Consider the following 23,327-nt stretch of genomic DNA (forward strand, 5'->3'; position numbering starts at 1 on the left):
GACGCGTCGGGCCCTGCGCCTATGGTTGCTCCAGCGCTCAGTAGAAAGCACAGCCCGCCCTGCCGCTCGTGTTAGGACAGCAAGGACAGCGATGCCCCCCAACACCACCGCCTCTTCCGGCCAGAAGCCCGGCAAGTCCGGCAGGAAGAAGGGGCGCAGAGCCCGTCTGCTACTGATCGTCCTGGTTGTGGCCCTCGTGGGAGGTTTCGGCTACGGGGGGTACTGGTCCGTCAGTACCGTCCGCGCCTCCTTCCCGCAGACCAAGGGATCGATCACCCTCGAAGGCCTGACGGGCCCCGTCGACGTCAAACGTGACGGCTACGGGATTCCGCAGATCTACGCCTCGTCCGACGAGGACCTCTTCATGGCGCAGGGCTACGTCCAGGCCCAGGACCGGTTCTACGAGATGGACGTGCGCCGCCATATGACATCCGGGCGTCTGTCCGAGATGTTCGGCAAGGGCCAGGTCGAGAACGACGAGTTCCTGCGGACCCTCGGCTGGGAGCGGGTGGCGCAGAAGGAGTACGACACCACGCTGTCGGCCTCGACCAAGCAGTACCTCCAGGCGTACGCCAAGGGGGTCAACGCCTACTTGAAGGGCAAGGACGGCAAGGACATCTCCCTGGAGTACGCGGCTCTGGGCTTCGCCAACGACTACACGCCCGAGCAGTGGACCCCGGTCGACTCGATCTCCTGGCTCAAGGCGATGGCCTGGGACCTGCGCGGCAACATGCAGGACGAGATCGACCGCTCCCTGATGACCAGCCGCCTCGGCCCGAAGCAGATCGAGGACCTCTACCCGGACTACCCCTACGACATCAACAAGCCGATCGTCCAGGAGGGCCGGTACAACAGCCTCACCAAGGCCTTCGAGCCGCGCGGCTCGAAGGGTTCGCAGTCGGCGACTGGGACGTCGTCCACCTCGACCTCGGCCTCCTCGGCCCTGCAGAGCCAGCTGTCGGGCCTCTCCAAGGTCCTGGACAACGTTCCGACGGCCGTCGGCGTGAACGGCAACGGCATCGGCTCCAACTCCTGGGTCGTGGCCGGCAGCCACACCATCACCGGCAAGCCGCTGCTGGCCAACGACCCGCATCTGTCGCCCTCACTGCCGTCGGTCTGGTACCAGATGGGCCTGCACTGCACCGAGATCTCCAGCAAGTGCCAGTACGACGTCACCGGCTACACCTTCGCGGGCATGCCCGGCGTGATAATCGGCCACAACCAGAGCATCGCCTGGGGGATGACCAACTCGGGCGTCGACGTCACCGACCTCTACCTGGAGAAGCTCTCCGGCGACGGCTACCTCTACGACGGCACGGTGAAGCCGTTCACCACCCGCGCCGAGACGATCAAGGTCGCCGGAGGTGCGTCCAAGAAGATCGTCGTGCGTGAGACGAACAACGGCCCGCTGCTGTCCGACCGCGACGACGAGCTCGTCACGGTCGGCAAGAAGGCGACGGTGCAGACCGCGGCGCCCGACCGGGGCAACGGCTACGGCATCGCGCTGCGCTGGACCGCCCTGGACCCCGGCCACTCCATGGACGCCGTCTTCCAGATCGACAAGGCGTCGAACTGGGGCGAGTTCCGTGCCGCCTCCCGCTTGTTCGACGTGCCCTCGCAGAACCTGGTCTACGCCGACACCAAGGGCAACAAGGGCAACATCGGCTACCAGCTGCCCGGAAAGATCCCGGTGCGCGCGCCGGGCGACGACGGCCGGTTCCCGGCGCCCGGCTGGAGCTCCAAGTACAGCTGGACGGGCCGCTACATCCCGCAGGAAGCGCTGCCCTACGAGTACAACCCGCAGCGCGGCTACATCGTCACCGCCAACCAGGCCGTGATCGACAAGGCCAAGTACCCCTACACGCTCACCACGGACTGGGGCTACGGCGCGCGCAGTCAGCGGATCAACGACCTGATCGAGTTGAAGATCAAGGGCGGCGGCAAGATGTCTACCGACGACATGCGCCAGATCCAGCTCGACAACAGCAGCGAGATCGCCAAGCTGCTGGTGCCCAAGCTCCTCAAGATCGACGTCTCCGACAAGAACGTCCGCGAGGCGCAGAAACTGCTCGAGAGCTGGGACTATACCCAGGACGCCGACTCCGCGGCAGCCGCGTACTTCAACGCCGTCTGGCGCAACATCCTCAAACTCGCCTTCGGCAACAAGCTCCCCAAGGAGCTCCGCGTCAAAGGCCAGTGCCTGTGGGTCGAGCCGGCCGACAACACTGGGCCCGCGGACGCCGACCAGAAGGTGCGCGAGTGCGGCGAGCGCGACGCGGACCAGGCGCAGCCGGACGGCGGCGACCGCTGGTTCCAGGTGGTGAACAACATCATCTACGACCAGACGAACGACTGGTGGCACCTGCCCCAGACGCGCACCCAGCCGGCCACCACGACGCGCGACGCCCTGTTCAAGCGCGCCCTGACGGACGCGCGCTGGGAGCTGACCGCCAAGCTGGGCAAGGACCTCGACACCTGGAGCTGGGGCCGGCTGCACCGCCTGTTCCTGAAGAACCAGACCCTGGGCAGCGAGGGACCGAGCGTCCTGCAGTACATGCTCAACCGCGGTCCCTGGAAGCTCGACGGAGGCGAGGCCGCCGTGGACGCCACCGGCTGGAACGCGGCGGGCGGCTACGGCGTCATCTGGGTGCCGTCGATGCGGATGGTGGTCAACCTGGCCGACCTGGACAAGTCCAAGTGGATCAACCTCACCGGTGCCTCCGGGCACGCCTACAGCGCCCACTACACCGACCAGACGGACAAGTGGGCCGCCGGCGAGCTGCTGTCGTGGCACTTCTCGAAGGCCGACGTCGACAAGAGCACTGCCAACACGCTGGAACTCAAACCCTGACGGACTCCGTGAACGCGGACCGGCCCTCCACGCGCGCGTGGAGGGCCGGTCCGCGTTCGGGCTCAGGATCGCTTGAGCCCACGGGACGGCTCCCGGAAGCGGCGTACGCCCGACGGGGTCACCACCGCGTGCACCGGGCGGTCGTGCGGCTCCTCGGGCACGCGCTCCACGACCTCCGTGTCGTACAGGAGCACCACCAGAGCGGGATCGGACTGCGCGCGCTCCAGGCGGGCCAGCACGCGGTCGTACGAGCCGCCGCCGCGGCCGAGGCGCATGCCCCGCGCGTCGACCGCGACGCCGGGCAGCAGCACGGCGTCGGCCTGTCCCACGGCCTCCGGGCCCAGCGGTTCGCCCGCAGGCTCCAGAAGGGCCATCCGCCCGCCGTGCCGGACGCGTACGAGGGAGTCGGGACCGGCGTACGTTCCCCAGTCGAGGTCGTTGTCCGGCAGGAGCGCGGGGAGCAGCACCCGCACTCCCCGAGCGCGCAGCGTGTCGAGGAGTGCCAGGGTGCCGGGTTCGTTGCCGACGGAGACGTACGCGGCCACGGTGCGCGCCTGAGCCAGCTCGGGCAGCTGCAGCGCCCGCCGGGCCAGGGCGGCGGCCGCCTCGTGCACGTCATTCGTCGTCAACCTGTCCCTCACCTCGAGGAGTCCCCGCCGCAACATTCGCTTGTCAGGCTCGGTCCGGTTTTCCTTGGGAGCCACAGGTCAGTGTCCTGCCCTTCCTGAATGCGGTCATATGGCAGCAAGTCGTGCGGGGGTGCAGATTCCGCACATTGCCACCGGATATGGTGGCGGGCATGACTGAGTCGCACCCCACGATCACCAAGGCTGTCATTCCTGCAGCTGGCCTCGGCACCCGGTTCCTGCCGGCCACGAAGGCCACCCCCAAAGAGATGCTGCCGGTGGTCGACAAGCCCGCGATCCAGTACGTGGTTGAGGAGGCCGTCTCCGCGGGGCTCGACGACGTACTGATGATCACCGGTCGCAACAAGAGGCCCCTCGAGGACCACTTCGACCGCAACTACGAGCTGGAGTCCGCCCTCGAGAAGAAGGGCGACGCCGAGCGGCTGGCCAAGGTCCAGGAGTCCAGCGACCTCGCCACCATGCACTACGTGCGCCAGGGCGACCCCAAGGGCCTCGGGCACGCCGTGCTGTGCGCCGCCCCGCACGTCGGCCACGAGCCCTTCGCCGTCCTCCTCGGCGACGACCTGATCGACCCGCGCGACCCCCTGCTGGCCCGCATGGTGCAGGTCCAGGAGCAGCGCGGCGGCAGCGTCATCGCGCTCATGGAGGTCGCGCCGGAGCAGATCCACCTCTACGGGTGCGCGGCCGTCGAGACCACCGAGGACAGCGACGTCGTCAGGGTGAGCGGTCTGGTCGAGAAGCCGGATCCGAAGGACGCGCCGTCCAACTACGCGATCATCGGCCGCTACGTCCTCGACCCGAGCATCTTCGACATACTGCGCAAGACCGAGCCGGGGCGCGGCGGCGAGATCCAGCTCACCGACGCCCTCCAGCAGCTCGCCGAGGACGAGAAGGTCGGCGGACCCGTGCACGGCGTCGTCTTCAAGGGCCGCCGCTATGACACCGGCGACCGCGGCGACTACCTGCGTGCCATTGTCAGACTCGCGTGCGAACGTGAAGATCTGGGTCCGGACTTCCGGACCTGGCTTCGCAGTTACGTGACCGAGGAGATGTAGCGATTTGAGTGCCGCCGCGAGCCGCCCCGCCGACCGGGACCATCTCTGGTCGGTGGACGAACACCTGGAGGACGTCCTCGCCACCGTTCGACCCCTGGAGCCCATCGAGCTGCAGCTGCTCGACGCCCAGGGGTGCGTCCTGGTCGACGACGTCACGGTGCCGGTCTCACTGCCGCCGTTCGACAACAGCTCGATGGACGGGTACGCGGTGCGGGTCGCGGATGTCGCGGGGGCGAGCGAGGAGTTCCCGGCCGTCCTCACGGTGGTCGGGGACGTCGCGGCGGGCGCGGCCGACCTGCTCCAGGTGGGACCGGGTCAGGCCGCGCGGATCATGACGGGCGCCCCGCTGCCGCCCGGCGCAGAAGCAGTCGTGCCCGTCGAGTGGACCGACGGCGGTCTCGGCGGCGGTCCCGTCTCCGGGATGCCGGCCCGCAGCGTGGCCCCGGAGGGAGCCACCGGGCAGGTGCGCGTGCACCGCCCGGCGGAGGCACGCGCGCATGTGCGCGCACAGGGCAGCGATGTGAAGGCGGGCGACCTCGCCCTCGAGGCGGGCACCGTGATCGGGGCGCCGCAGATCGCGCTGCTTGCCGCGATCGGCCGCGGCACGGTACGGGTGCGCCCGCGCCCGCGTGTGGTGGTCCTGTCGACCGGCAGCGAACTCGTGCAGCCCGACGAGGACTTGGCGGTCGGCCAGATCTACGACTCCAACAGTTTCGCCCTCACGGCCGCCGCACGGGACGCCGGCGCCATCGCCTACCGGGTCGGCGCGGTCGCCGACGACGCCGACACGCTCCGCTCCGCCATCGAGGACCAGCTCCTCCGCGCCGACCTCGTGGTCACCACCGGAGGGGTGAGTGTGGGTGCGTACGACGTCGTCAAGGAGGCCCTCACCTCCGTCGGAGACGAGGACGAGGCGGGCGGCGGTGTCGAGTTCCGCAAGCTGGCCATGCAGCCCGGAAAGCCGCAGGGCTTCGGCGTCATCGGCCGTGACCACACACCGCTGCTCGCGCTGCCGGGCAACCCGGTGTCGTCGTACGTCTCCTTCGAACTGTTCGTACGCCCGGCGATCCGCACCCTGATGGGCCTGACGGATGTGCACCGCCCCCGGGCCAGGGCCGTCCTCAAGGCGGACAAGGCGCTGACCTCGCCCGCGGGCCGAAGGCAGTTCCTGCGCGGGAAGTACGCCGACGGCACGGTGACCACGGTGGGCGGCGCGGAATCACACCTGATCGCAGCGCTCGCGCACGCCGACGCGCTGATCGTCGTCCCCGAGGACGACACCTGCGTCGAGCCGGGCGCCGAGGTCGAGGTGATCCTCCTCGGCTGAAGGCGGGGGCCTCGGGGCCGCCGCGCGCCCGGACGTGCGGTGCCGGGCCAGTGGTGCCGCCGCGTTCCGTGAGGCGCCGCAAAGTGCCCGGGCCGCGACCTTCGCCCGGCCGGGCCCGCGGTACCGGGGAGCCCCTTCCTGACCGGGAGGTCCGCTCCGTGGACCTCGCTCGGCTGATCGCGTCGAGTTGGCGGTACCGTGTCGCGCACAGCAGACCCGCGCACCGCGCCGGGCCCGGGACCGGGAGTGCCGCAGCACATGAGTACGCAGGACCGACTGACCCATATCGACGAGGCGGGAGCCGCCCGCATGGTCGACGTCTCCGGGAAGGACGTGACCGAGCGCACCGCGCGGGCCAGCGGTCGCGTGCTGGTCTCGCCGCGCGTCATCGAGCTGCTGCGCGGGGAGGGCGTCCCCAAGGGCGACGCGCTCGCGACCGCGCGTATCGCGGGCATCATGGGCGCCAAGCGCACCCCGGACCTGATCCCCCTGTGCCATCCGTTGTCGGTGTCGGGTGTGAAGCTGGATCTGGCCGTGGCGGACGACGCGGTGGAGATCACCGCGACCGTGAAGACCACCGACCGCACGGGCGTCGAGATGGAGGCGCTCACCGCGGTCAGCGTCGCGGCACTGACCGTGATCGACATGGTCAAGGCGGTCGACAAGGGGGCGGTCATCACGGACGTGCGCGTGGAGCAGAAGACGGGCGGCAAGTCCGGCGACTGGAGCCGGGCATGACGGCACCGGACGGCGCGCCGGCCGGCGGCGCCCTGTCGGCGGCCTACGCGGCCCTCGTGGTGACCGCGTCCAACCGCGCGGCCGCGGGCGTGTACGAGGACAAGGGCGGCCCCCTGATCGCGGAGGCGCTCACCCGCTTCGGCTTCGCGGTCGACGGGCCGTGGGTGGTGCCGGACGGTGACCCGGTGGAGGACGCGCTGCGGACGGGGTCCCGAGCCGGGTACGACGTGATCGTCACGACCGGCGGCACCGGACTCTCGCCCACCGACCGCACCCCCGAGGCGACCCGCGCGGTGATCGACTACGAGGTGCCGGGCATTCCGGAGGCCATCAGGGCGTTCGGAAGGGAGAAGGTGCCCGCGGCGGCGCTCTCCCGGGGACTCGCCGGAGTCGCCGACGGGACGTTGATCGTCAACCTGCCGGGATCGACCGGCGGAGTGAAGGACGGACTGACCGTGCTGGAACCCCTGTTGGTCCACGCCGTCGACCAGCTCCGCGGCGGTGACCACCCGAGGGCCGACGCGGACGGGTCCCCGCCCGGCGAGAACCGCTCCAGACCGAGTGGGGGTGCGAGCTGAACAGCCCATCCTGGCCCGTCGAGCTGGTGGACGGCGATGTCGTCCTCCGGCCCATAAAGCTGCGCGACCAGCGGCTCTGGCGCGAGGTCAACCGGCGCAACCGGGACTGGCTGCGCCCATGGGAGGCGACCATTCCGCCGCCCACGCCCAGCGGTCCCCTCACCCAGCGGCCGACCTACCGCCAGATGGTCCGGCATCTGCGCAGCGAAGCCAACGCGGGCCGGATGCTGCCTTTCGTCATCGAGTACCAGGGACGGCTCGCCGGACAGCTGACGGTGGCCGGGATCACCTGGGGCTCGATGTGCTCGGGGCACGTCGGCTACTGGGTGGACGAGGCGGTCGCGGGCCGCGGGGTGATGCCGACCGCCGTGGCGCTCGCCGTCGACCACTGCTTCCGGACCGTCGGACTGCACCGCATCGAAGTCTGTATTCGCCCCGAGAACCGGCCGAGCCGCCGGGTTGTGGAGAAACTGGGATTCCGCGAGGAGGGGCTCCGGCCGCGTTATCTCCACATCGACGGGGCCTGGCGCGACCATCTGGTGTTCGCACTCACCGCGGAAGAGGTGCCCGAGGGACTGCTGGCGCGCTGGCACCGGGCACGCTCACAACAGGCTGGTGCGCAGAGCGGCAGTGCCCGCATACAGGGCACGAGCAGGGATCCGAGTAAGCCGAGCCACCCCGGTAAATAAAAAATACGTTCGAAATTGATCGGACGACGATCGTCCGGGCCAATGAATTGGCGGTCCCGATGGCCTGCTGATCGCATCGATCCCAAGAAAAGTTCGAAATATCAGCCAGATCGTGCGACACACCGGCCCAATTGGCAGATGGCCCCATGCAAACCCCTCTACCGTGTGAGGCGTGAGCAGCAGCGGCCTCATCTACGCAGTCATTGTCGGGGCCTGGGCCGCCTACTTGGTGCCGATGTGGCTCCGTAGGCAGGACGAGCTGAACGAGTCTCGTCCGACGGAACGCTTCAGCACAGCCATCCGGCTGCTGTCCGGACGGGCGGGCATGGCGCGTCGATACGCCAAGGACCTGCGGGCGCGCTCCTCCGACGAGGGGGAGCGCAGCTCCGGGCCGGACGTCGTCACCGATTCGGTGGACGTCCGGGCCTTCGCCATGCCCCCGACCGGGGCGCAGGCGCGGGCGCGGGTGGAACCGGAGGGGCAGGCCAGGCGCGAGCAGACAGACCCGGGCGCGGCCAAGCCCGGCACGCAGACCCCGTCGCCGTCTCCGTCGCCCTCCCCGTCCAAGGCCGCCGGGGCGCAGTCCAAGGGCGCGCCCGCCTCCGAGGCGAAGGCCGCCCGCCCCGCGGCGGGCAAGGGGGCGCCCGGGGCCCGGAAGGTGTCATCGGCGGAGGCCATGGCGCGTGCCCGGCGCTCGAAAGTACTTGCACGCCGGCGGCGCACGACTGTGGTGCTCTTCCTTGCGTTCACGCTCGGCGCGATCGTCGCCGCGGTCGGGGGGCTGGCCTTCCTGTGGGCGCCCGGTGTGCCCGCCGTCCTGCTGAGCGTCTACATCGCGCATCTGAGGGCGAAGGAGCGCAAGCGGTTCACCTACACGATGGACCGGCAGCGGGCCGAGGCGGCGGCGCAGCGGCTGCGCGAGCGACAGCCGAGGCGGCGGCCGCCCGTCGACTCCGGCGCGGACAAGCCGGAGGAGGGGCCCGAGTCGAAAAGTGATCCCGGGCTGTCCGCGCTGGCGGCCGACCGCCGCGCCCTGGTCGAGCAGACGGATCACGCCGAGTGGGTGGACCAGCAGCGCGAGCGGCAGCGCAGGCCCGGCCACGGCGACAGCTGGGACCCTGTGCCGGTGCCCCTGCCGACGTATGTGACCGCGCCGGTCGCTCCGCGGGCGACGCCCAGTGTGGACCTCGGGGCGCCGGACGCGTGGAGCTCGGCCCGGTCGAGCGCGGCGGAGGCGGCTGCACCGGTACCGGGCGCGTCCGCGGCCGGTGCCGAGCCGGACTCCGGGGAGCCCGGTGCGCAAGCCGAGGACCAGACGGAGGCCGCCGACGGCGGCCGCACCGACGCCCGCCGCGCGGCGTCCGCGCGCCGCTCCCGCGAGCGGGGGCGCACCCCGCTGTTCGACCAGTACGAGGACGGGGAGCGCCCCAAGGCCGCCAACGAGTAGCAGCGGGTGCGCCGCCGGCCCTCCGCCCCCCGTGGTTGACCAGGGCGGAACGGATTTCCGGGCAGGCCGATGAGGATGCTAGAGTTTCACTCGTTGCAAGGGCCTGTGGCGCAGTCCGGTAGCGCACCTCGTTCGCATCGAGGGGGCCAGGGGTTCAAATCCCCTCAGGTCCACGCAGCTCAGAGCCCCGGTCGGTGAACACCGACCGGGGCTCTGACGTGTTGTACGGCGGAGGAGTACAGCAGTTCTTTGGATCTTGCTGCCGAGGTGCTTCCCGGCCTTGCTCAGCGCTTGACGGATCCCCTCGGGCGGGACGTGTGGACTCCTCCCTCGTCACTGCGATCTTGCTGTGGCGCGGGATCTGCATCGCGATGCGAATATGAAGTCCGGTCCGTCCCCGGCCAAGCCGATGGATTCCTGGATTCCGGAAGGGCAATTACCTGGCGCCAAAAGCGGGTTGTGGCCCTGCGCGCAAAGGAGCCGCCGGGTCTGGACAGTGCATGGAGCGTGACGCCCCGACCGACGACAACCGGCATCCTTTGGAATCGCACCCGTGCGCTCAGTCGGCGGCGGTGCCGAACCACTTGGGCAGCCGGCTGACCAGTTGCTGCTGATCTTCGCCCGCCCACGCCACGTGGCCGTCCGGTCGGAGCAGCCCGTCACCGACAGCCGGCCGGTCTGGTCGAGCAGCAGTCCGCGGCTGCCGTGCATCTTCGTAGAGACGCCCCCGCTTCAGCTGCACGTCCCGCAATCGCCGGCCGAGCAGTTCATGTCCCTCGCCGAAGTCGTAGTGGACGCCGATGGCAGTGTGCTTGGCGCGGATACGGCTACGGCCTGTGGATCACAAGGAATAGGCTCCCGGTGACTGACAACCGATCAGATGGGGGCAGTCACCATGGTGGATGAGAACAAGAAGGTAGTCCTGAGCTTCTTCGAGGCCGTCAGCGAACGGCGGCTCGAGGACCTTCCTCGGTTCATGGCGCGCGATGTGGTGGACCACAACAAGATCATCCATGGTGAGGCCGACTAGGAGCGTGGGTCAGTAGCGAGCAAGCGGCCCGCTGGCCGTGATCGGTCGACGGCCGCTCCGTCGGCATCTGTGAGGCTGTGGTTGGGGCCTGCCTGTCAGGTGTCCGGCTGGTAGGGCCTGTGAGGTGGCCGGGGAGGCCTGGCTCAGGCGGCCAGGGCGGCGAGTCCGGTGGCCCCGGCGTATCGGAAGATCTTGCGGAGGTTGTGGCAGGCGGCCAGCAGTCGCCACTCGGCGCGGGCGCCGTCCTCGCCGCGCAGGAGGAGTTGGCGGCCGTTCTGGCAGGTCATGATCTGGCCGAAGACGGGTTCGCCGATGGCCTTGCGGCGGGCGTAGGCGGCCTGTCCGGGCTTGGTCCGCAGCTTGCGGGCCATCCGCTCCTTCAGGGTGGCGCCGGCGGGGATGCGTCCGCGGGGCGCGGGCGGGACCTGTTCGTCGTGGCTGAGTCGGTCGGTGGCCATGAAGGTGTCGGTGTCGCAGTCCAGTTGGCGGTCTTTCGCGGCTTCGAGGTTTGCTTCCGAGCAGTATCCGGCGTCGACCAGTGCCTGCCGTGGGTGGACGCCGGTGTTCTGGGCGGACTGGTCGAGCATGCTGGTGTAGTTCAGCGCGTCCGAGGGGTTAGTCGTCACGTCAGCGGCGGTGATGACCTGGTGCTTTTCATCCACGACGGCCTGGGCGTTGTAGGCCTGGATGTAGGCGCCGTCGCTGTTCTTCATGATCCGTGAGTCGGGGTCGGTGAAGTTGGCCTGGGCCTTCGGCTTCGGGCGGGCCTTCGCGGCAGCCGTGTCACCCGCGTCGGTCACGGCCTGCTCGTCGCTGGTACCGGTGCGGTCCTGACGGTGGCGTTCCTTGTCCTCGGCGTGCGCGCGGGCCTTGTCGGCGGCCTCGGCCTCGATCTGCGCGCGGGCGGCCTGCAGGCTGGCCAGGCGCTTCTCACGCCGGTCCAGCTCGGCAGGCAGGTCCACCTCCTTGCCGTCCACGCCGAAGGTCTGGTCCTCGGCTTCGTCGGCGGCCTCCGCGTCGGCCAACAGGGCCTGAGCCTTCGCTTCCAGCTGGGCGATCTCGGCCTCTGTCCGCTCTTCCTTGTCGATCAGTCGGCCGTAGCTCATCGCCTTGTGCTTGGAGGCGTTCGCTTCGAGCTTGGTGCCGTCCAGGGCGACGCGGCCCATCGTGACCATGCCGATCTTCTGGGCGAGGTGCAGCGACTGGGTGAACAGGTTGGCCAGGGCGTCCAGGTGCCGGCGGCGGAACCGAGCGATCGAGCGGAAGTCCGGGGCCTGGCCGGCGGCCAGGAAGCGGAACGCGACATCGTCGGCGCACCGGCGCTCGATGGCCCGCGAGGAGCGGATACCGGTGGTGTAGCCGTAGATCAGCAGCCGCACCATCAGCCGCGGATCGTAGGGCGGGTAGCCGCGCTTTTCGGTGTAATCCGCCAGGACCGGCCCGAGGTCGAGGACCTCGTCGACCAGGTCGGCGACGAACCGGGCGAGGTGGTCCTCGGGCAGCCAGTCGTCCAGCGACGGCGGCAGCAGCAGGACCTGGTGCGGATCGAACGCCCGGAACGTCTTGTCCACCGCCGCCGGACGACCCAGCGTCCTCTTCGGCTCGACTGGCTCGACCTCGAACAGCCCATCGCCACCATGCATACCATGATCATCCCGCATGAATAACCACGAACCGCAGGCGGGTTGCCCGCTATTGAGACACGCTCCCAGTGAGGCCAGCCTCGGACCGCCGAGGTGGGTGTCCGGGCGTTCGAATGACAGCCGCGGTGGGTGGGTGGACGCTGCGAGCAGCTGGTTCGTGTGCTCGGTTGGGCGGTGGTCAGGGTGACGGCTGGTGCACAGGCGCGCAGGGCGATCGCAGCGGGCAACGCAGCCGGAGCAGTCACCGTCCACGACGTACTCGACGGACACGTCGCGCTCGATCTGGAGTGCCTGGACCGGATCTACCTCAACGGCTATGTGCCGAACCTTCAAGTCGGCGGCCAGGTGGTGACGTTCCTCACCGGGCACTTGGGTCACCCGGTCCCCTCGCCGGCACTGCTGGGGCAGATCGGCGACCGCTTCCGCGCGGCAGTGGCCCGCTTTGCCCGCGACGAGCACATCCCGGTGGTCCGCTTCGCGAAGGACGCCCGCAAGGCCGACGTGATGAAGCCGTACCTGGCCGCCGCGCAGGCGTCCGGTCGCCCACAGGTGGTCGCGATCGGCGTGGCCCAAGAGTTCCAACGGGTGTTCACCGGCTACGACCGGGCTACCACACCCGGAGCCGTGTGCTTCGGTTTCGACAAGGCTGACCGGCGGGTGACCTGCTTCTACTTCTACCTGTGGGACTCCGACTTCGGCCCGGCGTTCATCAAGATCTGCTCCTACTTCCCTTACCCGATCAAGGTGTGGGTCAACGGCCACGAGTGGGCCAAACAGCAGGCCGCCCAAGCCGGGATCGCGTTCACGGCCCTGTCCAACGGGTTCGCCTCCTGCGGCGATACGCCCGGACTACAGGCGATCTGCGACCGGCTGGACTCCGGCGCCATCGCCGTGTTCTTCGAACGCTGGATGGCCCAACTGCCCCTGCCCTTCGGTCCACGCGAACGCGACGGCGGCTACTGGTGGGAGCTGTCCATGCGGCAGATCGAGGTCTCGCGCACCCTGGTCTTCGACGCACCCCGCAACGCTCGAACGTTCTTCGACGCCCTGGTCAGCGACAACCTCGGACTGGGCCGCCCGGACGAGATCTCCTACATCTTCGACCGACGCATCCGCTCGGACACCCAGACCGGGTTCGCCACCAAGGTGGTCACCCGTGGCGTCGACGTCACGGTCAACCTGTTCTACAAGCACTCCAGGATCAAGCAGTACCTCAAAGCGTCTGGGGCCCTTCCGGGACGGCATGATCTTGGGAAAACTGGGTGTGCTGTCCGGCCGACGTCGGTTCTCCTTAGCGCGGGTGAGCCTGCCTCAAAGCGAGACGTGAGGGTCTCGGGCGCCGTGAACTGCCGCTTCGAGCGCGATCTTCAGACTCCGTGATGTGAGCCCCTCCCGGACGGTCTTGGTGGTCACTGCGAGGGGAGGCTTGGTGGAACGGATCGTAAAGCGGCCCGCGGGCTTGGACGTGCACAAGGACGTGGTCGTCGCCGAGGTGCACCTCCCCGGAGGGGCCGTCGAACAGGGAAGCTTCGCCACGACCACCCCCGGCCTGCTGGTACTGCGGGACTGGCTGGTCGGTCACGGTGTCACCCGCGTCGGGATCGAATCGACCGGGGTGTACTGGAAGTGCGTGTACTACATGCTCGAGGACGACATGGAGGTCTGGCTGCTCAACGCCCGGCACATGCGCAACATCCCGGGCCGCAAGACCGACGTCGCCGATGCCTCGTGGATCTGCCAGCTGATCGAGTTCGGGCTGGTCCGTCCCTCGTTCGTGCCGCCGAAGCCGGTCCGTGAGCTGAGGAACCTCACCCGCTACCGCAAGGCGCAGATCGAGGAACGCACCCGGGAGACCCAGCGCCTGGACAAGATCCTGCAGGACGCCGGCGTGAAGCTGTCGAGTGTGGCCTCCGACGTGCTGGGCAAGTCCGGTCGGGCGATGCTCCAGGCCCTGGTCGACGGCACCACCGACCCCGAGGTCCTGGCGGACCTGGCGATCGGCCGGCTGCGGGCCAAGCTCCCCGCCCTGCGGGAAGCACTCACCTCGCGGTTCTCCGGACACCACGCGCTGCTCGTCGCGGCCGTCCTGTCCAAGCTGGACTTCCTCGACGAACTCATCGGCCGTCTCAGCGCCGAGATCGAAGAGGCGGTGGCCCCTTTCGCCCGACAGGTTGAGCTCCTGGACACCGTCCCGGGCATCGACCTGCGGACGGCCCAGGGCCTGCTGGCGGAGTTCGGTGCGGACATGAGCGTCTTCGGTACCGCGTCGCGCTTCGCATCCTGGGCCGCGGTCTGCCCTGGCAACCACGAGTCCGCCGGACGCAAGCGCTCGGGAAGATCCCGCAAGGGCCCCAAGTGGCTCGCGATCTACCTGCATGACGCCGCGATGGGCGCCATCCGCACCAAGAACACCTACCTCGCCGCCCAGTACTCCCGCTTACGGCCACGGCTCGGACACGCCAAGGCCCTGGTGGCGATCGAACACAGCATCCTCGTCTCGATCTTCCACATGCTCACCCGCGACCAGGCCTACCACGACCTCGGCGGCGACTACTTCCTGCGCCGCAACGACCCCGCCCGACAGGCCCGCCGCCTCATCGGCCAACTCGAAGCCCTCGGCTACCACGTCCAGGCCGAACCCGCCCCAGCCACACCATGACCGGGTCGAGGACCTGCTGAACGCCGTTTTCTCTTCAGAAGGCCGGGCACTGCGCATCGAGACCGTCGTCAACTCCCCGAAGGACCTCGCAGTCCTGCGCCGCCTGGACCACCTCGAGGAACTTCAGACCAAAGCCCGTGCCGTCAACGCCCGACTGCTGCACGCTGAACGCGTCGGCCAGGGCTGCGTCCTTGCGAGCCCAGCCTTTGAGCGGGTCGCGCTGCCCTCGGTGACCACCGACGGCAGGAGGGCCCCGGCCCTGCGGTTCGGCGACCCCCGGGTCATGGCCCTGGCCGGCGCCCTGTCCATCCTGCTAACCACCGTCGTCGGGTTCACCAACCGGAGCCTTCGCGCCCAGGTGAGCGCCCTGCTGGGCACCCCATACTCGACCAATCAGATGGGCTACGACCTTGCCCGGCTACGCCGCAACGGACTGATCCGCCGCCTGGAGCACACCAACACCTACGTGCTGACCGACGACGGCCAACGAGTCGCGATCTTCTACACCAAGGTCCACGACCGGCTGTTACGACCCCTGCTGGCAGCCAACACCCCACCCGCACCCCCACCGCTGCGCGACGCCCTCGCCGTGATCGACAAGTCCGTCGCGCACTACACCCGCACCGCCCGACTCAAAGCCGGATGAAACTCAAGCAAAGTGCACGTGTTCTGACCACCAAGGAGACCTAGCCGGGAGCCGCGTTCGAGGGACTGCGTCAGCAACTGGACGCGTTCGACCCGCTCACCGTCCGCGTGGAGGAACTGATCGGAGAGGGCGACCGGGTGGTCGCCCGGGTCACGCAGCGCGGCGTCCACACCGGTACCCACCCGCGCATGCCCGAGCCGACCGGCCGAAGCTTCGAGAACGAGGCGATCTGGGTCCTCACCCTGACCGAGGGCAGGATCTCCGAGATCCGTGCCGTGAGCGACCGTCTCGGCTTCTTCCTCCAGCTCGGCTGGGAGTGGCCGCAGGTCGACTGAGGCGGCGGTGGCCGGGCTGTTCGCAGCCACTCGGCGCGAACTGCGACCAGCCTCGCCGCGCATTGCTCGCGTCTCGACGAGTCGGGATCGGCCCGCGAGACAGGGCAGTTGAGGAGATCCCTTATACCTTCCGAACGTGGCACGCCCGCCGCATGGTTCACAGCGGGGAGCGATGCGCAGAGTCGAGGCGTTTCGTGGCCGTGCCCTACAGCGGCTTCGCGAAGCACAGGCTGAGTTCGTGGAAGCGGTAGTAGCCGAACCTGGCGCACGGTTCGTAGCCGCTCGAGGCGTAGAGGGCCACGGCCTCCGGCTGTTTGCTGCCCGTCTCCAGGACCATGCGGGTGCGGCCGGCCGCGCGGGCGTCCTCCTCCAGTGCGGCCAGTATGCGGCGTGCCAGGCCTCTGCCGCGCAGCTCCTCCGTGACGAACATCCGCTTGAGCTCGGCGTCCCCGGCCAGATACCCCTCATCGCTCTCCTCCTGGGCGCGCCAGCCGCCCGTGGCGACGGGACGGTCCTGTTCGTCGTACGCGATCAGATAGAGCCCGGTGGGCGGCTCGAACATCGCCGGATCCAGGTACGTGGCATCGCCACCGTCGCCGTAGCGAAGGTGGTACTCGGCCTGGACCTGGTCATTGAGCTTGACGGCGTCGGGGTGGTCGAACGAAACGCGACGAATATCCATACCGATGATCGTACATCTATGCATATCTCGGAACAGGGGCCCTACCAGTGTGCCGGTATGGTTCCCGGGTGCTCACTGTGACCTCGATCAACGTGTGTAAAACACTCACAGCGTGAGCTGCGGAAACGGGAAACCCCCGACCGGACAACGCCGGTCGGGGGTTTCTGCGGTGACGGATCAGGCGCCGAACGCGCCCGCCTTCACGCTGTCGAGGAACGCGCCCCACGCTGCGGGCGCGACGAACGCGGCGCCGCGGGGGCGGTCCTTGGTGTCTCGGAAGTGCGCGCCGCCGGTGGTCTTGGCGACATCGATGCACGCGCCGTTGCCGCCGCTGTAGCTCGACGTACGCCAGGGAAGGGTGTTGGTGTCTCGCATTGCTGGTGTGCCTCTCTCAGTAGTGCTGTTGATCTTGCTTCGGGTAGGTTCGAGGGCGCGCCACAGGGCGCGCGCAGAGTCGCTTGTGCATAGGGACGTCCGACCCGCCGGCGCTCGCCCCGGCGATGACCTCCGTCGTGTACTCCTCGCCGGGCTTGATCGACTTGTCACAGCGGGCGCAGATCATCGGCGGCCCTCGCGCATAAGGCGGCGTAGCGCCATGCCGGTTTCGCAGCTCCCGGCGTCATCGACGCACTGCTCACAGTCGGGCGCATGGTCCATGAGCGCGCGATATGCGGCGGTCGCGGTACAGGGGCGGCAGCCGCGCGGGAATGCCGTCACGTAGTTGTCCAGAACCTTTATGCGTCGCTCGCCGAGGTCGACGGCAGTCTCGGCGGTGAGCGTCTGCGCGCACCACACGCACGCGGCGCCGCGCTGCTGGGACTCGGTCAGATCACCCACGGCCGGAAGCGGGAGTGCAGCTCTGCCCCAGACAGGGGCGGTTTCTGTAGTCTCTGCCATGCTCGCCTGCTCTCGTCAGGTGGCCACGCCCCCGGACCGTTCGCGCGGTCGCGGGGGTCCACTTGTTCGTAGCGTAGCCGTGGTGCGGGGTAGCGCGCTATAGGACTGGACTCAGTCCAGTACATCGCGTGACGCGCTATCCAGTGCCACCGTGGGCGCATGATCGAGTGGGAGCCGGACGCGCCGCGGTGGCGGCAGATCGCCGACGTGCTGCGCGCCCGCATAGAGGACGGGACCTATCCGCCGCGTACCCGCGTGCCCTCGCTCGTCCAGCTAACGGCCGAATTCGGGGTCGCCTCGGTGACCGCACAGAAAGCGCTACGGGCACTGCGCGAGCAGGGATTCACCTACACGGAGCAGGGTCTCGGTTCGTTCGTGTCGCCCCGCATCGGAGACGACGAAACGCCCCCCGCGCGGCCCTCGTAAGGCCGTGCGGGGGGCGAGGGTTGGTGGTCACTTGCCGAGGAACTGCACGGCGTAGCCGGCGATTGTCCCCAGTGCGGCGGCGCCACCCGAGGCGGCCCACATGCGGCGCTCGACGGTCGTGAGGCGGGCCTCGACCTGGTCGAGGTCGTCGCGCTGGTCGGCGATGGCCTGGTCGGTCTGTCCGGCGCGCTGCACCAGTAGCGCCAACGAACCTTTGATCTCGGCGACGCCGGTGCCGAGGTCGCCTCGCAGCTCGGCGAGGCCGGGTGGCAGTCCGTATGACCGATACGGGCGTGGCCGTCGAGGTGCACCCCGTGTGGGAGCCTGACCCGTGGGACGTCGAGGGCGTCGACCAGGGCGAGCAGTAACCCCCGTAATGTTCGTGCCTCACCAACAGGAGAGTGTTTTGCACACAGTGACCTCCGTGAATGTGAACGGGCTGCGCGCCGCCGCGAAGAAGGGCTTCGTGGAATGGCTTGCCGGTACCTCGGCCGATGTGCTGTGCCTTCAGGAGGTGCGGGCCGAGGCCGGGCAGCTTCCGGAGGGCGTACGGGCGCCGGAGGGGTGGCATGTCGTGCACGCGCCCGCCGAGGCCAAGGGGCGCGCCGGGGTGGCGCTTTACACGCGGCGTGAGCCCGACCGTGTGCGGATCGGGTTCGGGTCCGCCGAGTTCGACGGCAGCGGGCGGTATGTCGAGGCGGATCTGCCCGGCGTCACCGTCGCCAGCCTGTATCTGCCCTCGGGGGAAGTGGGGACCGAGCGGCAGAACGAAAAGGTTCGTTTCATGGCGGAGTTCCTCGGCTATCTGAAGGACCTCCGGGAGCGGGCCGCCGCCGACGGCCGCGAGGTCGTCGTATGCGGCGACTGGAACATCGCCCACGCCGAGGCCGACTTGAAGAACTGGCGCGGCAACCAGAAGAACTCCGGTTTCCTGCCCGAGGAACGGGCGTGGCTGAGCCGGGTCCTCGATCCCGCGGACGGCGGGTTCGTCGATGTGGTGCGGGCTCTGCATCCGGACACCGAGGGGCCGTACACCTGGTGGTCCTACCGGGGACGGGCCTTCGACAACGACACGGGGTGGCGGATCGACCTGGCCGTGGCGACCCCCGGGCTCGCGGGACGGGCCGTCAAGGCCGTCGTGGAACGGGCGGCCAGCCATGGTGAGCGGTGGTCGGATCACGCTCCCGTGACGGTGACCTTCGAGAGGTAGCGGACCGGGCGGGGCGTTCCGGATCGGCTCTAGCGCTTGCGCAGGCGGCGGTCCAGGGCCAGGGAGAGTTCCGCCTCCATGACGCTCTTGGCCAGGGGCCGCAGGCGCTCGGCGTCCTCCGTGGGACGGTCGTGCGCGGTCAGCAGGTCGGCGAAGAGGTCCGCCAGGGCCTCGGCGTGGTCGCGGACCCGGCGCGCGGCGCCCAGGACGTCCGCGAGCGGGATGCCCTCGCGGACCAGGGCCGCCGACACATCGAGCAGGCGCCGGCTGATGTGGACTATCTCGCCGCCGTCCGTGCCCAGGTAGCCGAGGTCGAGGGCCGCGGCCAGGTTCTCGGGGGTCGCCTCGGTGCCGAACACATCGGCCAGGGCCTCGGGCGTCAGACGGACCGGGGTCTCCTCGGTGGGCGCGCCGAGGCCGAGCAGGTCGCCCACGTCTCTGCCGTGGTCGAAGGCCTCGGCGAGTTCCGCGATGCCGCTCAGGGTGTGGCCGCGTTCCAGCAGCGCCGAGATCGTGCGCAGCCGGGCCAGGTGCGTGTCGTCGTACCAGGCGATCCGGCCCTCGCGGCGCGGGGGTTGGATCAGTTTGCGCTCGCGGTAGAAACGCAGGGTGCGCACCGTGATGCCGGCCCGCTCGGCCAACTCCTCCATGCGGTACTCGCGCCGCTCCCCGTCCTCAACCACTCCCGCACCCTACGTCGTACCCCCGGTAACTTTCCTCGTCCCACCCCCTACCCATCGGTACACGGCTGTCCTACCCTCCCATTGCGCCAGCGCTCACTGGCAGAGTCGCACAGAGCATGGAGGGGCGTAATGGCCGAGCACGAGCAGGTGCCTCATGTACGGGTGGCGGTGGTGGGATCGGGGTTCGGCGGGCTCGGGGCCGCCGTGCGGCTGCGGCGGGAGGGCATCACCGACTTCGTCGTCCTGGAGCGGGCCGGCTCCGTCGGCGGCACCTGGCGCGACAACAGCTACCCGGGGTGCGCCTGTGACGTGCCGTCCCACCTGTACTCCTTCTCCTTCGCGCCCAACCCCGACTGGCCGCGCACCTTTTCCGGGCAGGAGCACATCCGCGCGTACCTGGAGCATGTGGCGGACCTCTACGGGCTGCGCCCGCACATCCGCTTCGACTCCGAGGTGAAGCTGATGACCTGGGACACGGAGCGGCTGCACTGGACGATCGAGACCAGCGGTGGTTCGCTCACCGCCGATGTCGTCGTCTCCGCCACCGGGCCGCTGTCCGACCCCAAGGTGCCGGACATCCCGGGCCTCGACGGCTTCCCGGGCAAGATCTTCCACTCCGCCCGCTGGGACCACGACTACGACCTGCGCGGCAAGCGTGTCGCGATGGTCGGCACCGGGGCGTCCGCGATCCAGATCGTGCCCGAGATCCAGCAGGTGGTCGGCAGCCTCACCCTCTTCCAGCGCACCCCGCCGTGGGTGATGCCGCGCGTCGACCGGGCCATCAGCGGCCTCGAGCGACGGCTGCACCGCGCACTGCCGTTCACCACCGGGCTGCGCCGGGGCCTCCTGTGGGGCATCCGGGAGCTGCAGGTCCAGGCGTTCACCAAGCACCCCGACGAACTGGGTCTGATCGAACGGCTGGCCAGGCGCAACATCGCCCGGGGCATCAAGGACCCGGCCCTGCGCGCCAGGTTGACGCCCGACTACCGCATCGGCTGCAAGCGGATCCTGCTCTCCAACTCGTACTATCCGGCGCTCTCCCGGCCGAACGTCGACGTCGTCGCCAGTGGCCTCAGCGAGGTCCGCGGCTCCACCCTCGTCGCGGCGGACGGCACCGAGGCGGAGGTCGACGCGATCGTCTTCGGAACGGGCTTCCACGTCACGGACATGCCCATCGCGGAGCGGGTCGTCGGCGCCGACGGGCGCACGCTCGCGGCGGCCTGGAGCCAGGGCATGAGGTCGCTGCGCGGCGCGACCGCCGCCGGGTTCCCCAACTGGATGACGATCATCGGCCCCAACACGGGCCTCGGGAACTCCTCGATGATCCTGATGATCGAGTCCCAGCTGAACTACATGGCCGACTATGTACGGCAGTTGGACGTCCTCGGCGGCCGGGTCGCGCTGGACGCGCGGACGGAGGCCGTCGACGCCTGGAACCACACGGTGCAGGAACGCATGAAGCGCACGGTGTGGAACACCGGCGGATGCACCAGCTGGTATCTGGACGCGAGCGGCCGCAACACCACCATCTGGCCCGGTACGACCACCGAGTTCCGGAGCGCGACGCGACGCGTGGACCTCGGTGAGTACGAGGTGGTCCGGGCTCCCGGCGCACCGCGGACGGACGAGGGTTCCGGCACGACGAAGGCGGAGGCACGCGCATGAGCCGTCCAGCGCATGTGGTGAGCGGGCCGTACTCGCCCCCGGTCCCGGCCCGCGAGCTGACCGTGCGGTCCGCCGACGGTGCCCGGTTGCACGTCGAACTGCACGGCCCCGAGGGTGCGCCCGCGGTGGTCCTCGCCCACGGCTGGACCTGCTCGACCGCCTTCTGGGCGGCGCAGGTGCGGGACCTCGCCGCCGACCACCGGGTGATCGCCTACGACCAGCGGGGACACGGGCGCAGCCCCGCCGGCCCCACGTACGGCACGGAGGCGCTCGCCGACGACCTGGAGGCGGTGCTCGCCGAGACGCTCCCAGCCGGTGAGAAGGCCGTGGTCGTGGGGCACTCCATGGGCGGAATGGCGGTACTGGCCGCGGCCGCGCGCCCCCGCTTCAGGGAGCGGACGGCGGCCGTCCTGCTGTGCAGCACGGGCAGTGCGCGCCTGGTCGCCGAGGCGCTCGTGCTGCCGCTGCGCGCCGGGCGCTTCCGCACCTGGCTCACGGCGCGCATCCTGGGTTCGCCCGCCCCGCTCGGGCCGGTCACACCGACGGCCCGGCGCATCCTCAAGTACGCCACCATGGGCGCCGGTTCGACGCCGGACATGGTGGAGGCATGCGCCCAGGTGGTGCACGCCTGCCCGCGCAAGGTGCGCCACGCCTGGTCGCGTGTGCTCGAGGGGCTGGATCTTGAGGCGGGCGTACGGGAGTTGACGGTGCCGACGGAGGTCTTGGTCGGCACCGCGGACCGGCTCACGCCGCCGGTGCACGCGCGGGAGCTGGTCGCCGGGCTGCCGTACTGCGTGAGAAGCACGGAGTTGCCGGGGCTCGGCCATATGACGCCGGTGGAGGCGCCGGAGCTGGTCAACGGGAAAATCCGGGAACTCGTGACCCGGTACGCGGTGGACGCACGGCTGGAGGAGGGCGCATGAGCAAGGTGAGCCTGGAGGGGCAGGTCGCGGTCGTCACCGGCGCCGCGCGGGGCGTCGGCGAACTGCTGGCCCGCAAACTGTCGGCGCGCGGCGCGAAGGTGGCGCTCGTCGGCCTGGAGCCGGACGCGCTCAAGCAGGTCTCGGAGCAGCTGTACGGGGACAGCGCACACTGGTACGCCGACGTCACCGACCACGAGGCGATGACGCGGGTCGCCCGGGAGGTCAAGGAGCGGTTCGGGAAGGTCGACATCGTGGTCGCCAACGCGGGGGTGGCCAACGGCGGGCCGTTCGCCGACTCCGACCCCGAGGCATGGCGGCGGGTGATCGAGGTCAATCTGATCGGCTCCGCGGTGACGGCCCGGGCGTTCCTGCCGGTGCTGACGGAGAGCCGCGGCTATCTGCTCCAGATCGCCTCGCTGGCGGCGATCACGCCCGCGCCGATGATGACGGCGTACTGCGCGTCCAAGTCGGGTGTGGAGGCGTACGCGCACAGCCTGCGTGCGGAGGTCGCCCACAAGGGTGTACGGGTCGGCGTCGGGTATCTCTCCTGGACCGACACGGACATGGTGCGCGGCGCCGACCAGGACGAGGCCATGCGGGAGTTGCGGCAACGGCTGCCGTGGCCGTCCAACAAGACGTATCCGCTCGGACCTGCGGTGGACCGGATCGTGTCGGGGATCGAGCGGCGGTCCGGTCATGTCTACGGGCAGGGGTGGTTGCGCGGGATGCAGGCCGTGCGCGGTTATCTCCCGGGCGTCATCGCGACGGTGGGGCAGCGCGAGATGCGGAGGTTCGAGCCGCGGCTCAAGGGGGTCGGCACCGGGCTGGTGGGGGCCGGCGGAGAGGCCGATGAGCAGCAGCGCAGTACGCTGCGTAACTGATCGAAATGCGTTGTTTGTCCGGTCGTGTAAATCTGGTCGAGGCCCAATCCCCTCACCCACTACGGGAGTGAACACACATGGGCATGAAGGACCAGTTCCAGGAGAAGTCCGGGCAGGCGAAGCAGCAGGCCAAGCAGAAGATGGAGCAGGGCAAGCAGCAGGCCCAGCAGCGTGGTCGGCAGCAGTCCCAGCAGTCCCCGCAGCGCGGCCAGCAGTCCCCGCAGCGTGGCCGGCAGTCGCAGGACGACCAGCGGCTGCGGGACGAGGCCGAGGACCGCTTCAATCAGGACTACGACGCCTAGTCGCTGCCCTCGA

26 protein-coding genes and 1 tRNA gene are annotated in these 23,327 nt (G+C 69.6%); 19 read left to right on the plus strand and 8 right to left on the minus strand.

The window, feature by feature from the left end:
• Window positions 1-91: 91 nt before the first annotated feature.
• A complete protein-coding gene (locus tag ACQEXA_RS33155) occupies window positions 92-2,851 on the plus strand; it encodes a penicillin acylase family protein (RefSeq protein WP_432928694.1) in 2,760 nt (919 codons plus the stop codon).
• A 62-nt stretch (window positions 2,852-2,913) separates the two neighbouring features.
• On the opposite strand, the gene ACQEXA_RS33160 is transcribed toward ACQEXA_RS33155, so the two are convergent.
• Window positions 2,914-3,516: a 5-formyltetrahydrofolate cyclo-ligase gene (locus ACQEXA_RS33160; RefSeq protein ID WP_432939237.1), complete on the minus strand. Its 603-nt coding sequence runs from the start codon at window positions 3,514-3,516 to the stop codon at window positions 2,914-2,916.
• Between the two features lie 134 nt (window positions 3,517-3,650).
• Here ACQEXA_RS33160 and galU point away from each other — a divergent pair, with 134 nt between their 5' ends.
• The 7 genes from galU to ACQEXA_RS33195 all read left to right on the plus strand — a co-directional run bounded on the left by galU (window position 3,651) and on the right by ACQEXA_RS33195 (window position 9,505).
• Window positions 3,651-4,553, plus strand: coding sequence for a UTP--glucose-1-phosphate uridylyltransferase GalU (gene galU, locus ACQEXA_RS33165; protein WP_432928692.1), 903 nt, complete (start codon window positions 3,651-3,653; stop codon window positions 4,551-4,553).
• A gap of 4 nt (window positions 4,554-4,557) precedes the next feature.
• On the plus strand, window positions 4,558-5,880 hold the full coding sequence (gene glp / locus ACQEXA_RS33170) for a molybdotransferase-like divisome protein Glp (protein WP_432928690.1): 1,323 nt from the start codon (window positions 4,558-4,560) through the stop codon (window positions 5,878-5,880).
• A gap of 258 nt (window positions 5,881-6,138) precedes the next feature.
• The gene (gene moaC / locus ACQEXA_RS33175) at window positions 6,139-6,618 is read left to right on the plus strand and encodes a cyclic pyranopterin monophosphate synthase MoaC (protein ID WP_359404662.1); all 480 of its coding nucleotides are present in this window, start codon (window positions 6,139-6,141) and stop codon (window positions 6,616-6,618) included.
• Window positions 6,615-7,196 carry a MogA/MoaB family molybdenum cofactor biosynthesis protein gene (locus tag ACQEXA_RS33180; RefSeq protein ID WP_432928688.1) on the plus strand — a complete coding sequence of 194 codons (582 nt, stop codon included), beginning with the start codon at window positions 6,615-6,617 and terminating at the stop codon, window positions 7,194-7,196. Before moaC ends, ACQEXA_RS33180 begins: the two co-directional genes overlap by 4 nt.
• 26 nt (window positions 7,197-7,222) lie before the next feature.
• Window positions 7,223-7,885 carry a GNAT family N-acetyltransferase gene (locus ACQEXA_RS33185; RefSeq protein WP_432928686.1) on the plus strand — a complete coding sequence of 221 codons (663 nt, stop codon included), beginning with the start codon at window positions 7,223-7,225 and terminating at the stop codon, window positions 7,883-7,885.
• Window positions 7,886-8,057: 172 nt separating this feature from the next.
• Window positions 8,058-9,332, plus strand: coding sequence for a divisome protein SepX/GlpR (sepX, locus tag ACQEXA_RS33190; RefSeq protein ID WP_432928684.1), 1,275 nt, complete (start codon window positions 8,058-8,060; stop codon window positions 9,330-9,332).
• A 99-nt stretch (window positions 9,333-9,431) separates the two neighbouring features.
• Window positions 9,432-9,505, plus strand: a tRNA-Ala gene (locus ACQEXA_RS33195).
• Window positions 9,506-9,891: 386 nt separating this feature from the next.
• Here the strand turns inward: ACQEXA_RS33195 and ACQEXA_RS33200 are convergent.
• Window positions 9,892-10,074 (minus strand): hypothetical protein, encoded by a 183-nt coding sequence (locus tag ACQEXA_RS33200; RefSeq protein ID WP_432928682.1) that lies wholly within the window; start codon window positions 10,072-10,074, stop codon window positions 9,892-9,894.
• A 138-nt stretch (window positions 10,075-10,212) separates the two neighbouring features.
• Here ACQEXA_RS33200 and ACQEXA_RS33205 point away from each other — a divergent pair, with 138 nt between their 5' ends.
• Complete coding sequence (locus ACQEXA_RS33205) at window positions 10,213-10,362, plus strand: hypothetical protein (protein WP_433131882.1); 150 nt, start codon at window positions 10,213-10,215, stop codon at window positions 10,360-10,362.
• A gap of 143 nt (window positions 10,363-10,505) precedes the next feature.
• Here ACQEXA_RS33205 and ACQEXA_RS33210 read toward each other — a convergent pair whose 3' ends face one another.
• Window positions 10,506-11,933 (minus strand): IS1182 family transposase, encoded by a 1,428-nt coding sequence (locus ACQEXA_RS33210; RefSeq protein WP_433134673.1) that lies wholly within the window; start codon window positions 11,931-11,933, stop codon window positions 10,506-10,508.
• Between the two features lie 255 nt (window positions 11,934-12,188).
• On the opposite strand from ACQEXA_RS33210, the gene ACQEXA_RS33215 reads away from it, so the two are divergent.
• The 4 genes from ACQEXA_RS33215 to ACQEXA_RS33230 all read left to right on the plus strand — a co-directional run bounded on the left by ACQEXA_RS33215 (window position 12,189) and on the right by ACQEXA_RS33230 (window position 15,645).
• Window positions 12,189-13,385 carry a hypothetical protein gene (locus tag ACQEXA_RS33215; protein ID WP_432921460.1) on the plus strand — a complete coding sequence of 399 codons (1,197 nt, stop codon included), beginning with the start codon at window positions 12,189-12,191 and terminating at the stop codon, window positions 13,383-13,385.
• A gap of 49 nt (window positions 13,386-13,434) precedes the next feature.
• On the plus strand, window positions 13,435-14,664 hold the full coding sequence (locus tag ACQEXA_RS33220; protein WP_432923411.1) for an IS110 family transposase: 1,230 nt from the start codon (window positions 13,435-13,437) through the stop codon (window positions 14,662-14,664).
• Window positions 14,665-14,893: 229 nt separating this feature from the next.
• Entirely contained in the window at window positions 14,894-15,310 is a 417-nt protein-coding gene (locus tag ACQEXA_RS33225) for a hypothetical protein (protein ID WP_432921454.1), read from the plus strand.
• A 65-nt stretch (window positions 15,311-15,375) separates the two neighbouring features.
• On the plus strand, window positions 15,376-15,645 hold the full coding sequence (locus tag ACQEXA_RS33230) for an ester cyclase (RefSeq protein WP_432939231.1): 270 nt from the start codon (window positions 15,376-15,378) through the stop codon (window positions 15,643-15,645).
• Between the two features lie 205 nt (window positions 15,646-15,850).
• Here ACQEXA_RS33230 and ACQEXA_RS33235 read toward each other — a convergent pair whose 3' ends face one another.
• The 3 genes from ACQEXA_RS33235 to ACQEXA_RS33245 all read right to left on the minus strand — a co-directional run bounded on the left by ACQEXA_RS33235 (window position 15,851) and on the right by ACQEXA_RS33245 (window position 17,164).
• Window positions 15,851-16,327 carry a GNAT family N-acetyltransferase gene (locus ACQEXA_RS33235; protein ID WP_432928676.1) on the minus strand — a complete coding sequence of 159 codons (477 nt, stop codon included), beginning with the start codon at window positions 16,325-16,327 and terminating at the stop codon, window positions 15,851-15,853.
• A gap of 177 nt (window positions 16,328-16,504) precedes the next feature.
• Window positions 16,505-16,702: a DUF397 domain-containing protein gene (locus ACQEXA_RS33240; RefSeq protein WP_433131884.1), complete on the minus strand. Its 198-nt coding sequence runs from the start codon at window positions 16,700-16,702 to the stop codon at window positions 16,505-16,507.
• 183 nt (window positions 16,703-16,885) lie between these two features.
• A complete protein-coding gene (locus ACQEXA_RS33245; protein WP_433131886.1) occupies window positions 16,886-17,164 on the minus strand; it encodes a hypothetical protein in 279 nt (92 codons plus the stop codon).
• Window positions 17,165-17,383: 219 nt separating this feature from the next.
• Between ACQEXA_RS33245 and ACQEXA_RS33250 the strand changes: the two genes are divergently transcribed.
• Window positions 17,384-17,650: a GntR family transcriptional regulator gene (locus ACQEXA_RS33250; protein ID WP_432928670.1), complete on the plus strand. Its 267-nt coding sequence runs from the start codon at window positions 17,384-17,386 to the stop codon at window positions 17,648-17,650.
• 27 nt (window positions 17,651-17,677) lie between these two features.
• On the opposite strand, the gene ACQEXA_RS33255 is transcribed toward ACQEXA_RS33250, so the two are convergent.
• Window positions 17,678-17,857, minus strand: a complete 180-nt coding sequence (locus tag ACQEXA_RS33255; protein ID WP_432928668.1) for a hypothetical protein — start codon at window positions 17,855-17,857, stop codon at window positions 17,678-17,680.
• Window positions 17,858-18,026: 169 nt separating this feature from the next.
• Here ACQEXA_RS33255 and ACQEXA_RS33260 point away from each other — a divergent pair, with 169 nt between their 5' ends.
• On the plus strand, window positions 18,027-18,860 hold the full coding sequence (locus ACQEXA_RS33260; protein ID WP_433131888.1) for an exodeoxyribonuclease III: 834 nt from the start codon (window positions 18,027-18,029) through the stop codon (window positions 18,858-18,860).
• Window positions 18,861-18,889: 29 nt separating this feature from the next.
• Here the strand turns inward: ACQEXA_RS33260 and ACQEXA_RS33265 are convergent, their stop codons facing one another.
• Window positions 18,890-19,510 carry a MerR family transcriptional regulator gene (locus tag ACQEXA_RS33265; RefSeq protein WP_432939228.1) on the minus strand — a complete coding sequence of 207 codons (621 nt, stop codon included), beginning with the start codon at window positions 19,508-19,510 and terminating at the stop codon, window positions 18,890-18,892.
• A gap of 162 nt (window positions 19,511-19,672) precedes the next feature.
• Between ACQEXA_RS33265 and ACQEXA_RS33270 the strand changes: the two genes are divergently transcribed.
• From ACQEXA_RS33270 to ACQEXA_RS33285, 4 genes are all read left to right on the plus strand, one after another.
• Window positions 19,673-21,208 (plus strand): flavin-containing monooxygenase, encoded by a 1,536-nt coding sequence (locus ACQEXA_RS33270; protein WP_432928664.1) that lies wholly within the window; start codon window positions 19,673-19,675, stop codon window positions 21,206-21,208.
• Window positions 21,205-22,131 (plus strand): alpha/beta fold hydrolase, encoded by a 927-nt coding sequence (locus tag ACQEXA_RS33275; protein ID WP_433131890.1) that lies wholly within the window; start codon window positions 21,205-21,207, stop codon window positions 22,129-22,131. Before ACQEXA_RS33270 ends, ACQEXA_RS33275 begins: the two co-directional genes overlap by 4 nt.
• The gene (locus ACQEXA_RS33280; protein WP_432928660.1) at window positions 22,128-23,012 is read left to right on the plus strand and encodes an SDR family oxidoreductase; all 885 of its coding nucleotides are present in this window, start codon (window positions 22,128-22,130) and stop codon (window positions 23,010-23,012) included. The genes ACQEXA_RS33275 and ACQEXA_RS33280 overlap by 4 nt, the downstream gene beginning before the upstream one ends.
• Window positions 23,013-23,095: 83 nt before the next feature.
• The gene (locus ACQEXA_RS33285) at window positions 23,096-23,314 is read left to right on the plus strand and encodes a hypothetical protein (protein WP_432928658.1); all 219 of its coding nucleotides are present in this window, start codon (window positions 23,096-23,098) and stop codon (window positions 23,312-23,314) included.
• Window positions 23,315-23,327 lie beyond the last annotated feature (13 nt).

It is taken from the genome of Streptomyces sp. CA-106110 (genome assembly GCF_050936285.1).
Taxonomy (GTDB): domain Bacteria; phylum Actinomycetota; class Actinomycetes; order Streptomycetales; family Streptomycetaceae; genus Streptomyces.

What these genes read in the sequence shown, in the direction of transcription:
- ACQEXA_RS33155 (WP_432928694.1), top strand. Translation starts at nt 92, where the DNA reads ATGCCCCCCAACACCACCGCCTCTTCCGGCCAGAAGCCCGGCAAGTCC.
- ACQEXA_RS33160 (WP_432939237.1), bottom strand. Translation starts at nt 3,516, where the DNA reads ATGTTGCGGCGGGGACTCCTCGAGGTGAGGGACAGGTTGACGACGAAT.
- galU (WP_432928692.1), top strand. Translation starts at nt 3,651, where the DNA reads ATGACTGAGTCGCACCCCACGATCACCAAGGCTGTCATTCCTGCAGCT.
- moaC (WP_359404662.1), top strand. Translation starts at nt 6,139, where the DNA reads ATGAGTACGCAGGACCGACTGACCCATATCGACGAGGCGGGAGCCGCC.
- ACQEXA_RS33180 (WP_432928688.1), top strand. Translation starts at nt 6,615, where the DNA reads ATGACGGCACCGGACGGCGCGCCGGCCGGCGGCGCCCTGTCGGCGGCC.
- ACQEXA_RS33205 (WP_433131882.1), top strand. Translation starts at nt 10,213, where the DNA reads ATGGGGGCAGTCACCATGGTGGATGAGAACAAGAAGGTAGTCCTGAGC.
- ACQEXA_RS33235 (WP_432928676.1), bottom strand. Translation starts at nt 16,327, where the DNA reads ATGGATATTCGTCGCGTTTCGTTCGACCACCCCGACGCCGTCAAGCTC.
- ACQEXA_RS33240 (WP_433131884.1), bottom strand. Translation starts at nt 16,702, where the DNA reads ATGCGAGACACCAACACCCTTCCCTGGCGTACGTCGAGCTACAGCGGC.
- ACQEXA_RS33250 (WP_432928670.1), top strand. Translation starts at nt 17,384, where the DNA reads ATGATCGAGTGGGAGCCGGACGCGCCGCGGTGGCGGCAGATCGCCGAC.
- ACQEXA_RS33260 (WP_433131888.1), top strand. Translation starts at nt 18,027, where the DNA reads ATGTTCGTGCCTCACCAACAGGAGAGTGTTTTGCACACAGTGACCTCC.
- ACQEXA_RS33265 (WP_432939228.1), bottom strand. Translation starts at nt 19,510, where the DNA reads ATGGAGGAGTTGGCCGAGCGGGCCGGCATCACGGTGCGCACCCTGCGT.
- ACQEXA_RS33270 (WP_432928664.1), top strand. Translation starts at nt 19,673, where the DNA reads ATGGCCGAGCACGAGCAGGTGCCTCATGTACGGGTGGCGGTGGTGGGA.
- ACQEXA_RS33275 (WP_433131890.1), top strand. Translation starts at nt 21,205, where the DNA reads ATGAGCCGTCCAGCGCATGTGGTGAGCGGGCCGTACTCGCCCCCGGTC.
- ACQEXA_RS33280 (WP_432928660.1), top strand. Translation starts at nt 22,128, where the DNA reads ATGAGCAAGGTGAGCCTGGAGGGGCAGGTCGCGGTCGTCACCGGCGCC.
- ACQEXA_RS33285 (WP_432928658.1), top strand. Translation starts at nt 23,096, where the DNA reads ATGAAGGACCAGTTCCAGGAGAAGTCCGGGCAGGCGAAGCAGCAGGCC.